The sequence below is a fragment of the Streptomyces sp. YIM 98790 genome, from assembly GCF_011421595.1.
Classification (GTDB): Bacteria; Actinomycetota; Actinomycetes; order Streptomycetales; family Streptomycetaceae; genus Streptomyces.
This window is the reverse complement of sequence record NZ_WTLH01000073.1, coordinates 1-11,856: the sequence shown is the minus strand read 5'-3', so window position 1 is coordinate 11,856 and position 11,856 is coordinate 1. Positions and strand designations below refer to the sequence as shown.

Below are 11,856 nucleotides of genomic sequence, written 5' to 3'. Positions count from 1 at the left end.
ACCCCGCTGCTCACCGCCGTGCTGGTGCGCGACGGCATGCTGCCGGAGATCCGGCAGGCCGGCTTCAACCAGTGGCGGCTGGAGATCCTCTCCGGCGCCCCGGCCTTCGCCGGCTTCGACCCCCGGCTCACCGTCTGCCTTCTGGACGACGGCGCGGTCTTCGACGAGATCGGCGACCCGCTGGACGCGGAGGCCGTGGCCGGGCGCTGCGCCGCCTTCCCCGCCGAACTGGCCGCCTGGGCCGGCCGGGCCCGGGAGACCCTGGGCGGGCTGGTGGTGCTGTGCACCGTCCCGCTGTCCCCGCTGCGCCGCGACCGCCTGGTGTCGTACGCCGCCCGGGCCCGGCTGGACGCGGCCTGGCAGCGGATGAACGCGGAGATCTCGGACCTGGCCGCCGCCCTGCCCGCCACCGTGGTGCTCTCCCACGAGTCCCTGGCCCAGCGCGCCGGCGGCCCCGTCTTCGGCGGCGGGCGGATGCGCCACCTGGCCGCCCATGTGCACAGCCCGGAATACCTGCTGGCGCTGGCCGAGGAGCTGTNTGGCCGCCGCCCTGCCCGCCACCGTGGTGCTCTCCCACGAGTCCCTGGCCCAGCGCGCCGGCGGCCCCGTCTTCGGCGGCGGGCGGATGCGCCACCTGGCCGCCCATGTGCACAGCCCGGAATACCTGCTGGCGCTGGCCGAGGAGCTGTCCCGGGTGGCCCGCGCCGATCTGGGCCGGGCCGCCAAGTGCCTGGTGCTGGACCTGGACAACACGCTGTGGGGCGGGGTACTGGGCGACGACGGGGTCGGCGGCCTGAAGCTGGGCGGCGCCTACCCCGGCTCGGCCCACCGCGAACTCCAGCGGCTGGCCCGCGACTACCAGGCGCAGGGCGTGCTGCTGGCCGTGGCCTCCAAGAACGACGAGGACCGCGCCCGGGAGGCCATCGCCACCCACCCGGAGATGGTTCTCGGCCCGGAGTCGTTCGTGGCCGTGCACGCCCACTGGGAGCCCAAGCCGGGCAGCGTGCGGAAGCTGGCCGGCGATCTCAACCTCGGCGTCGACGCCATGGTCTTCGTGGACGACAGCAAGGTGGAGCGCGGCCTGATGCGCAGTGAGCTGCCGCAGGTCGCCACCGTGGAACTGCCGCCCGACCCGGCCGACTACGCCGCCCACCTGGCCGCCCGCGGTGATTTCCTCACCCTGCGGCTGACCGAGGAGGACCGGGGCCGTACCGAGCTGTACCGGGCGCGGGCCGCCCGCGCCGAGGCGGCCGAATCCGCCACCGACCTGACGAGCTACCTGGCCGCCCTGGACTCCGAGCTGACCGTGGAGCCGGCCGGGCCGCTGAACACCGGCCGGATCGTGCAGCTCTTCGGCAAGACCAACCAGTTCAACCTGACCGGCCTGCGCTACGGCGAGGAGGAGCTGGCCCGCCGGGCCGCCGACGGCAGCGGCGCGTTCTTCGGCGCCCGCCTCACCGACAAGTTCGGCGACAACGGCCTGATCGCCGCGCTGGCCCTGGCCGAGCGGCCGGACGGCGCCTGGGCGGTGGAGAACTACGTGCTGAGCTGCCGGGTCTTCGCCCGCGGCGTGGAGGACGCCCTGCTCGCGCTGGTGCTGCGCGCCGCACGGGCGGCCGGCGCACCCGCCGTCACCGGCCGTTTCGTGCCCAGCCCCAAGAACACCCGGTTCGCCGGTTTCTACGCCGGCCAGGGCTTCGCCCCGGACGGCGAGGCCGAGCCGGACACCGGCGCCACCGCCTGGCGCCGCCCGTTGACCGACCCGCTCCCCGGAGTTCCCGCGTGGATACGGGTCCCCGATGACAAGGGAGCCTTCCATGTCCGTTGAGTCACCCGCCGGCACCGCGGAACAACTGGTCGCCGAGGCTCTGGCCCAGCTGCTCGACGCCGACCCGAACCAGCTCACCACCTTCACCGTGCTGGCCANCCCGCTCCCCGGAGTTCCCGCGTGGATACGGGTCCCCGATGACAAGGGAGCCTTCCATGTCCGTTGAGTCACCCGCCGGCACCGCGGAACAACTGGTCGCCGAGGCTCTGGCCCAGCTGCTCGACGCCGACCCGAACCAGCTCACCACCTTCACCGTGCTGGCCACCACCGAGGGCTGGGACTCCGTCAACCAGATGCGGGTCCTGGTCTACCTGGAGCGCGAGGCCGGCGCGCCGCTGGACTACGAACGCTTCATGGCCGCCGAGACCCTGGGCGACCTGGCCGAGCTGGTGGCGGACGCCGCCGGAGAGGGGCTGTCATGACATCGGTCGTTCCGGCCGGAGCGGTCGGCGGGGCAAGCGGGGACGCCTTCGACGCCGAGGCCGACGCGGCCTACCTGCCGCCCGCCCCGGCGCCGCCGCCCGCGCCGCCCCGCACCGGCCCGTTCCCCCGCGCCCGGCGCGGCACCCTGACCTTCCTGTCCGGGGCCCGCCGCACCTGCCACGTCTATCTGTGGGCCGATGTGGACGCCAGCCGGATGGCCGAGGCCAAGGCCGAGAACCCGGAGCTGAGCTACATCAGCCTGGTGGTCAAGGCCGCGGCCGATGTGGTCGCCGACTACCCGGAGTCCCGGGCGCTGTTCTGGGGCGGGCGGTTCCGGCCCCGGCTGGCCGTGCCGGACGACGTGGCCGCCAAGGTGCTGTTCGACAAGACCGTGGACGGGGTGCGCTGCGTGGTCTCGGGCACCATCCCGGCCGCCCAGAACCTGACCCCGCACGAGATCCAGAGCTACGTCACCACCTACAAGAACGCCGAGGTGGCCGAGGAGGGGCCGTTCCGGCAGCTGGCGCGCATCCAGAAGCTGCCGCTGCCGGTGGCCCGCCTGGTCTACCGGGCCGCCATGGCCGACCCGAGCCGCCGGGCCGCCCTGCAGGGCACCTTCTCGGTCACCTCGGTGGGCCAGGAGCCGGTGCGGGCGATCTTCCCGATGATCTCCGGCACTCTCGGCTTCGGCGTGGGCCGGATCGCCGAGACGGCGCTGGCCCGCGACGGCCGGGTGCATGTGGCGCCCGCCTTCACCCTCTCGCTCGCCTTCGACCACCGGGCCGTCGACGGCGCCCTGGCCTCCGAGGTGCTGGCCCGGGTCAAGTCCCGTCTGGAGAACGGCCCCGCCGCCGGTCCCGAGCTCTGAGCCCCGGCGGCGGCCCGCCGCCCGTGCCCGCAGCCCGTGCCCGCAGTCCGTGCCCGCCGCCCGTCCGGCCGTGTTTCCGCAGGCCACCGATGCCCGTGCCGCCCGACCGTCCACGTCTTCGACCGAGGTAGAGATGCACGCAGAATCCGACCACCACGACTCCGCGCGCCCGGCCGCCCCGGCCGCCGGGGAGCCCATCGCCATCGTCGGCATGGCGGGCCGGTTCCCCGGCGCCTCGGACACCGGGGAACTGTGGACCCTGCTCCGTGACGGCGGCAACGCCATCCGGCCCGTGCCCGCCGACCGCTGGGACGCCTCCGCGCAGCTCGACCCCGAGAAGCAGATCCAGAACGTCGGCGGCTTCATCGACGGTGTCGACGCGTTCGACCCGGCCTTCTTCGGCATCTCCCACCGCGAGGCCGCCGACGTGGACCCGCAGCACCGGCTGGTGCTGGAGGCCGCCTGGCGGACCCTGGAGGACGCCGGCGTGCGCGCCGCCGACCTGCACGGCACCCCCGTCGGCGTCTATGCCGGCACCGTCTGGCACGACTACGAGCTGCTGCGCAAGAACAACGGCGCCGGGCACACCCAGCGCAGCGCGGTCGGCGAGGCCATCGACGTGATCGCCGCCCGCGTCTCCTACTTCCTGCGCCTGACCGGGCCCAGCCTGACCCTGGCCACCGGCTGCTCCTCCTCCCTGGTGGCCCTGCACCTGGCGGCCCAGGCGATCCGCGCCGGGGAGGTCGAGGGCGCGCTCGTCTTCGGCATCAACCTGATCCTCACCCCCGATGTGTCGATCGGGCTGACCCACTTCGGCGGCCTGTCGCCGGACGGCCGCTGCGCCGCCTTCGGCGCGGGCGCCAACGGCTTCGTGCGCGGCGAGGGCGTCGCCGCCGTCTATCTCAAACCGCTCTCCCGGGCCCTGGCCGACGGCGACCGGGTGCACGCCGTCGTCGCCGGCACCGCCGTCAACAACGACGGCGGCGGCGACAGCCTGGTCACGCCCCGCCCCGAAGCCCAGGAGGAGCTGCTGCGCCGGGTCTACGAGGACTCCGGCGTCCACCCGGACCGGCTCGCGTACGTCGAGGCACACGGCACCGGCACCAAACGCGGAGACCCCGTGGAGGCCGGTGCCCTCGGCCGGGCGCTGGGGCAGCGGCGGAACCCCGCCTCCCCGCTCCCGGTCGGCTCGGTGAAGTCGAACATCGGCCATCTGGAAGGTGCTTCCGGCCTGGCCGGCCTGTTCAAGATCGTGCTGGCCTCCCAGCACCGGGTCGTGCCGCCGAGCCTGCACGCGGAACAGCTCAACGACACCATTCCGTTCGACGAGCTGAACCTGCATGTGGTGCGCGAGCCGCTGCCCCTTCCGGAGGAGGGGCCCCTCTACATGGGCGTGAACTCCTTCGGCTGGGGCGGCACCAATGCCCACGTCATCATCACCACCCCGCCCGGGAACGCCCGCCGCGACGGGCCGGCGGCGGAGGCCGCCCCGGCCCGGCCGGTGCTGCTGCCGGTCTCGGCGCACAGCAGGGACGCGCTGCGCGCCCGCGCCGCCGGACTGCGCGAGCGGGTCGCCGAGGGTTCCGTGCCGCTGCCCCGGCTGGCCGGCACCCTGGCCTGGCGCCGGGACAGCTTCCCGGTGCGGGCCGCCGTGGTGGCCGCCGACCCGGCCGACCACGGCCCGGTGCTGGCCGCCCTGGAGCAGCTCGCGGACGGCGGCGGCGACGGCGACGGCGGCGGGGGCGAGACCGCGCCGGGCCTGGTCACCGGCACCGCCCGGGAACGCGGCAGGACCGCCTTCGTCTTCCCCGGCCAGGGCTCCCAGTGGGCCGGCATGGGCCGCGAACTCTACGCCGCCGACCCGGCGTTCGCCGCCGTCATCGACGACTGCGCCGAGGCCCTCAAGCCGCACACCGACTGGGACCTGCGGGCCGTCGTCACCGGCGAGGCCGGGGACGGCTGGCTGGAGCGCAACGACATGATCCAGCCCACCCTGTGGGCGGTGTCGGCCGGCATCGCCGCCCTGTGGCGGCAGGCCGGCGTCGAACCGGATGTGGTCGTCGGCCACAGCCAGGGCGAGGTCACCGCCGCCACCGTGGCCGGCATCCTCTCCTACGAGGACGCCGCGCGGATCATCGCCCGGCGCAGCGCCATCGCCGGCCGGGTCTCCGGCCGCGGCCGGATGCTCGCCGTTGACCTGGGCGCGGACGCCGCCCGCGAGGCCCTGGAGGGCTTCGAGGACCTGGTCTCGCTGGCCGTCAGCAACGGCCCCACCAGCAGCGTGCTCTCCGGCGACACCGACGCCGTGCTGACGCTGAAGGAAATCCTGGAGGCCGAGGACGTCTACTGCCGCCTGGTGAACGTGGACTACGCCTCGCACAGCCCGCAGATGGACGAGCTGCGGCCCGCCCTGGCCGAGGCACTGGCCGGGCTCCGGCCCCGGCAGGGCCGGGTGCCGCTGATGTCCACGGTGCGGGTGGAGCGGCTGGCCGGCCCCGAGATGGACACCGCGTACTGGGTCGACAACCTGCGCAACCCGGTGATGTTCCACGACGCCATGGGCGCGCTGCTGGCCGACGGCGTCACCCATGTGGTGGAGATCAGCCCGCACCCGGTGCTGGCCCCGGCCATCGAGCAGATCGGCGCGGCGCGCGAGGGCACCGCCCCGGCCGTGCTGAGCTCGCTGCGGCGCCGGCAGGGCGCCCCCGCCGACCTGGCGCTGTCCTTCGCCCGCGGCTTCACGGCCGGACTGGAGCCGTTCGGCACCCTGCCGCGCGACGCGTGCGCCCCGGTGCCCGCCTACCCGTGGCAGCGGTCGGCGTTCTGGCTGGAGACCGGGCGGCGGCGGGCCGCGACAGGCGCGGGGGAGCAGCTCGCCCTCAGCCCGTCCGTGACCGAACAGGACGTGTGGCAGGGCGAGTTCGAGGCCGGACCGGAGAGCGCGCCCTGGCTGTCCGACCACCGGGTGGACGACGCGGTGGTGCTGCCCGGCGTGGCCATGCTCGGCTACGCCCTGGCCGCCGCCCGCGCCCGGTACGGGGAACTGCCGGCGTCGCTGACCGACGTGGCCTTCACCGGTGACCTGACCTTCGGCGAGGGCGACGCGGCCGTGGCCCGGATGGGCGTGCTGTGGCGGGACGACGTCACCGAGGGCGGCGGCTTCACCCTGCTGTCGCTGCCCGAGGGCGCGCCCGGCTGGACCGGGCACGCCACGGCCCGTGTCTGGCAGAACACCGCTCCGGGCCCGGTGGCGGACTTCCCCGCCGCCCTCGCCGGGAGCGGCGAGACCGTCTCCGGCGACGACTTCTACGCCGCGTGCGCGGCGCGCGGGCTGCACTACGGACCGGCCTTCCGGGGCATCACCGGGCTGCGCCGGGACGCGACGGAGGTGCTGGCCGAGGTGGTGCTGCCCAGGCGCTGCCGCGCCGGGGCCCGCCCGCACAGCGTGCACCCGGCGCTGTGGGACGCCGCGCTGCAGGCCGTCCTGGCGCTGTGCGAGGAGGGCGTCACGGTCGTTCCCACGGCCGTCCGCCGCATCGACCTGCACGGTGACCTGGCCGAGCCGGTGACCGAGGTCTGGTCGCACGCCGTGGAGCTGCCCTGCGAGGGCGGCGAACAGTGCTTCGACGTCACCCTCTTCACCGCCGGCCGGCAGCCGCTGCTCACCATGACCGGGGTGCGGATGCGCCCGCTGACGGCCGCCGCGGCCGACGACGGCACCGGCCGCGACTACCGCCTCGCCTTCGTCCCCCGGGACCGCTCCGGTTCCGGTTCCGGCGCCGGCGCCGGCGGCGGCGGGTGGCTGGTCGCCGGGGGCGGGGAGCGGGGAGCCGCTCTCGCCGAGGCGCTGCGGGCGGCCGGGGCGGAGGCCGTGGCGGGGGCGGAGGTCACCGCCGAGGCGCTGGGCGAGGTCACCGGGCTGCGCGGCGTGGCCGTCGTGGCACCCGATGCCGCGGCCGGCCTGGACGCCCAGCGGGCCGCCCTGGCCCGCATCCCGGAGGCGGTGCGGGCGGTGGCCGGGCAGCCGGGCGGTGTGCGGCTGGCGCTGGTCACCTCCCGGGCCCAGTCCGCCGCCGTGGCCGGAGACGGCGCGCCCGACCCGGGCTCCGCCCTCTTCTGGGGCTTCGGCCGGGTGCTGCGCCGGGAGCACTCCGAACTCTCCCCGCTGCTCATCGACACCGCCCCCGAGCAGAGCGGCTGGGCCGCCGCGTGCGCCGCCGAACTGCTGGCCGACGACGGCGAGGACCAGGTCGTGCTGCGCGACGGCCACCGTCTGGCCGGACGTCTGCTGGCCGGGGCGCCCGCCGAGGACGGCACCGACGCCGCGCCCCGCACCCCCTGGCGGTCCACCGCCCAGCCGTTCCGGCTGGCCGCGCCCCGCCCCGGCATGTGGGAGGGCCTGGAGTTCCGCCCGCTGGCCCGCCGCGCCCCCGCCCCCGGCGAGGTGGAGATCGAGGTCACCGCCGCCGGACTGAACTTCATCGACGTGATGAAGGCCATGGGCACCTACCCCGACACCACCGGCGGGGCCGGGCTGCTCGGCGGCGAGTGCGCCGGCCGGATCGTGGCCGTCGGCGAGGGCGTCACCGGCTTCGCGCCCGGGGACCGGGCCGCCGCCTGCGTCATGGGCGCCATGGCGTCGCACGTCACGGTCCGCGCCGACCATGCCGTCCCCGTCCCGGACGGCCTGCCGGACGCCGACGCCGCGGGGCTGCCGCTGGCGCTCGGCACCGCCTGGTACGGGCTGGTGGACCTGGCCCGCCTGGAGGCGGGGGAGACCGTCCTCGTCCACTCCGCCGCCGGCGGCCTGGGCCTGGCCGCCATCCGGGTCGCCCGCGCCCTGGGCGCCACGGTGATCGCCACCGCCGGCACCGAGGCCAAGCGCCGCCACCTCCGCGAGGACCTCGGCATCGGGCACGTCTTCGACTCCCGCGGCCTGGACTGGGCCGAGGGGGTGCGCGCCGCCACCGGCGGACGCGGCGTGGACGTGGTCCTCAACTCCCTCACCGGCGCCGCCATCCCGCTCGGCCTGGCCGCCCTCGCCGAGGACGGACGTTTCGTCGAGGTCGGCAAGAAGGACATCTACTCCGGCCGCACCATCGGACTGGGCGAGTTCCGCAAGGGCATCAGCCTGGTCTCCGTCGACCTGGCCGGGCTGCTGGACCGCCGCCCCGGCCGGTTCGCCCGGCTGCTGGCCGCCGCCTGGCGGGAGGTCACCGAGGGCCGCATCACCCCGCTGCCCCGCCTGGAGCGGGAGTTCACCGGGGCCGCCGAGGCGCTGCGCGAGATGTCGCACGGCACCCACATCGGCAAGTTCGTGCTCACCCGCCCCGAGGCCGTGACCACCATCGCGCCCGAGCCGCTCACGGGCGGCGCGTTCCGCCCCGACGGCACCTACCTGATCACCGGCGGCCTGGGCGGCCTGGGCCTGTCCCTGGCCGGTTTCATGGCCGCACGCGGCGCCGGCGGCCTGGCCCTGCTGGGCCGCTCCGCCCCCGGCCCCGAGGCCCGCGAGGCCATGGAGCGGTGGCGCGAGCAGGGCGTGCGCGTCGAGTCCTACGCCTGCGACGTCGCCGACGGGGAAGCGGTGCGGCGGGCCCTGGCCCGCGTCCGCGAGGACCTCCCGCCGCTGCGCGGCGTGGTGCACGCCGCCGGCGTGCTGGACGACGCCACCGTCACCAACGCCACCCCCGGGCAGATCGCCCGGGTGCTGGCGCCCAAGGTGGACGGCGCCCGCCACCTGGACGCGGCCACCGCCGACGACCCGCTGGACATGTTCGTCCTGTTCTCCTCGGTCGCCTCGCTGATCGGCAACGCCGGCCAGGCCGGCTACGCGGCCGGCAACGCCTACCTGGACGCCCTGGCCCAGGCCCGGCGGCACGCCGGACGCCCCGCGCTGGCCGTGCAGTGGGGCCCGTTCGCCGGGATCGGCCTGGCCGCCGAGGAGGACGTGCGCGGCGCCCGCCTCGGCGACCGGGGCATGTCCAGCTTCCCCGCCGAGGACGGCTGGGCCGCGCTGGAACGCTACCTGGGCCAGGACCGGCAGGTCGTCGGCTACATGCCGCTGAACCTGCGGCAGTGGTTCGACGCCTACCCCGACACCGCCGCCCAGCGCACCTGGGAGACGCTGCACAACTCCCTGAAGGAGAACGGCGGCCGGGCCGACGGCGGCGGCGCCTTCCTCTCCCTCTACCTGGCCGCCGCCGAGGAGGAGCGGCCGAACCTGGTGGAGACCCGGGTCCGGGAGAACCTCGGCCGGGTGCTGCGTCTGGACCCCGAGGACATCGACCGCGAGACCCCGTTCAAGGCGATGGGCCTGGACTCCCTGATGAGCCTGGAGCTCCGCAACCGCCTGGAGGCCGCGTTCGGCCTCACCCTCTCGCCCACCCTGCTGTGGACCTACGGCACCTCCCGCGCCCTGTCCGGCGCGCTGAGCGAACGCCTCGGGCAGCAGGCCGCCGCGCAGGACGGCACCCAGCCGCGGCCCGGGCAGCAGCCCGGCGCGGACGCCGGTGCCGGTGAGCGGCAGCACGACCCGCACGACCGGCACGACCGCCGGCAGAACCGCCAGCAGACCCTGGCCACCGTGGCCTGACGACCCCTTGAGGACGTGTCCCCCATGACGAACGGCACCACACCCGGCACCGCCGCCGCCACGGGCGCCGCCGCCCAGGAGAGCGCCGGTTCCGGCCGCGCCACGCCGCTGACCCGCGCGATGGCGACCATCAAGTCACTCAAGGCCCAGCTCGCGGAGCGCGGCGAGGGCCTGCCGCTGGCGATCGTCGGCATCGGCCTGCGGCTGCCCGGCGGCATCCAGGACCTGGACGGCTACTGGGCGGCGCTCAGCTCCGGCGCCGACCTGGTGCGGGCCCGGCCCGAGCACCGGATGGGCCCGTTCGCCGCCGAGTGGGCGGATCTGCCCGGCCGGGGCAGCTTCCTGGACGAGGTGCTCGACTTCGACGCCGCGTTCTTCGGCATCAGCCCGCGCGAGGCCCGGGCCATCGACCCGCAGCACCGGCTGCTGCTGGAGGTGGCCTGGGAGGCGCTGGAGCACGCCGCGCTGCCGCCCGCCCGGCTCTCCGGCGCCCGGGTCGGCACCTACGTCGGCATCACCGGCCGCCAGGACTACGCGGACTGGCTGACCGGCGAAAGCCCCGACAGCACCTACGCGGCCACCGGCAACGGGCACAGCTTCGCCGCCGGCCGCATCGCCTACAGCCTGGGCCTGACCGGCCCGGCCGTGGCCATCGACACCGCCTGCGCCTCCTCGCTGGTCGCCGTGCACACCGCCGCCCAGGCGCTGCGCCGGGGCGAGGTGGACGTGGCGCTGGCAGGCGGCGTCAACCTGGTGCTGTCGCCCGGCTCCACCCGGGTCATCGAGCAGACCCGCTCGCTCTCCCCGGACGGGCTGTGCCGGGCCTTCGACGCCCGGGCCAACGGCTTCGTCCGGGGCGAGGGCGTCGGGGTGGTCGTGCTCAAGCGGCTGGACCACGCCCGGCGCGACGGCGACCGGGTGCTGGGCGTGATCAAGGGCACCGCCACCAACCAGGACGGGCGGTCCTCCGGCTTCACCGCGCCGAACGTGCTCTCCCAGACCGGTCTGCTGAGGGCGGCCCTGGCCGATGCGCAGCTCGAGCCGTCCGACATCGGGCTGGTCGAGGCGCACGGCACCGGCACCTCGCTGGGCGACCCGATCGAGATGGAGGCCATCGTCGAGGCGCTGGGCCGGCCCGGCGGCGGCTCACCGCTGCACGTCGGCTCGGTCAAGACCAACATGGGGCACCTGGAGGCGGCGGCGGGCGTGGCCGGCCTGATCAAGGCCGTGCTGTGCGTGCGGCACCGGGCGGTGCCGCCGCTGGTGCACTTCCGCACGCTCAATCCGCGGATCGAGCTGGACGGCACGGGCGTGACGCTGTCCGGCGAGCTGCGGCCCTGGGAGGGCGGCGGCTCCTGGGCCGGCGTCAGCTCCTTCGGCATGGCCGGCACCAACGCCCATGTGATCGTGGGCCCGGCGGAGGACGAGGCCGCGCCGGGGCGGGGCGGCGTCCCGCCGGTCACCGGCTTCACCCTCTCCGCCCGCACCCCCGAGGCACTGCGCGAACTGGCCGCCTCCTACGCCGACCACCTGGCCGCCGACGGCGGTGGCGATGACCCGGCCGGGTATGCGGCCTTCGCCTGGACCGCCACCCACGGGCGGGCCGCGCTGCCGATGCGCGCCGAGGTCACGGCACCGGACGCGGCGGCGGCCATCGAGGCACTCCAGGTGCTGGCCGAGGGCGGCACCAGCCCGGCCGTCACCGTCACCGAGACCGGCAGCGGTGCCGGGGCGCAGGCCCCGGCCGGGGACGAGCCGCCGCGCCGGGTGGCGACGCTGCCGAACTACCCCTGGCAGCACCGCCGCTACGCCCCCACCAGCAGCCCCGCCAGCAGCCCCGCCAGCAGCCCCGCCGCCGGCCCCGCCACCCGTGCCGCCGCTCCGGCGCCCGGCATCGCCCCCGCCCCGCCGGCGGCGGAGGAGGGCACCGGCACCTCCGGCCTGTACGAGGTGGCCTGGGAGGAACTCCCCCGGCCCGCCGCGCCGGACGCCGCCACCCGGCTGGTCCTGGCCGGGGACGACGCAGAACTGCTCGGGCTGCTGGCCGCGCAGGCCGCGGCGGCGGGGGCCGCCGGGACGCTGCTGGCGCCGGACGGCGTCACCGCGCCGGAGGGGTGGCAGCGCGGTGCGCTGCCCGCCGAC

The 11,856-nt window shown here is 76.2% G+C and carries 5 protein-coding genes; all 5 read left to right on the top strand.

Features of this window, described 5'->3' with window-relative positions; translation table 11 throughout:
* Positions 1-493 precede the first annotated feature (493 nt).
* Entirely contained in the window at positions 494-1,828 is a 1,335-nt protein-coding gene (locus GQS09_RS14340; protein ID WP_165986448.1) for an HAD family hydrolase, read from the top strand.
* 155 nt (positions 1,829-1,983) lie between these two features.
* Positions 1,984-2,250, top strand: a complete 267-nt coding sequence (locus GQS09_RS14330) for an acyl carrier protein (protein WP_165986446.1) — start codon at positions 1,984-1,986, stop codon at positions 2,248-2,250.
* On the top strand, positions 2,247-3,119 hold the full coding sequence (locus GQS09_RS30380) for a 2-oxo acid dehydrogenase subunit E2 (protein WP_165986445.1): 873 nt from the start codon (positions 2,247-2,249) through the stop codon (positions 3,117-3,119). Before GQS09_RS14330 ends, GQS09_RS30380 begins: the two co-directional genes overlap by 4 nt.
* A gap of 133 nt (positions 3,120-3,252) precedes the next feature.
* A complete protein-coding gene (locus GQS09_RS14320; protein WP_165986444.1) occupies positions 3,253-9,714 on the top strand; it encodes a type I polyketide synthase in 6,462 nt (2,153 codons plus the stop codon).
* A 24-nt stretch (positions 9,715-9,738) separates the two neighbouring features.
* Positions 9,739-11,856, top strand: a 2,118-nt coding sequence (locus tag GQS09_RS14315) for a polyketide synthase (protein ID WP_243761414.1), incomplete at its 3' end; no start/stop codon positions are given.

What these genes read in the sequence shown, in the direction of transcription:
- GQS09_RS14330 (WP_165986446.1), top strand. Translation starts at nt 1,984, where the DNA reads ATGTCCGTTGAGTCACCCGCCGGCACCGCGGAACAACTGGTCGCCGAG.
- GQS09_RS30380 (WP_165986445.1), top strand. Translation starts at nt 2,247, where the DNA reads ATGACATCGGTCGTTCCGGCCGGAGCGGTCGGCGGGGCAAGCGGGGAC.
- GQS09_RS14320 (WP_165986444.1), top strand. Translation starts at nt 3,253, where the DNA reads ATGCACGCAGAATCCGACCACCACGACTCCGCGCGCCCGGCCGCCCCG.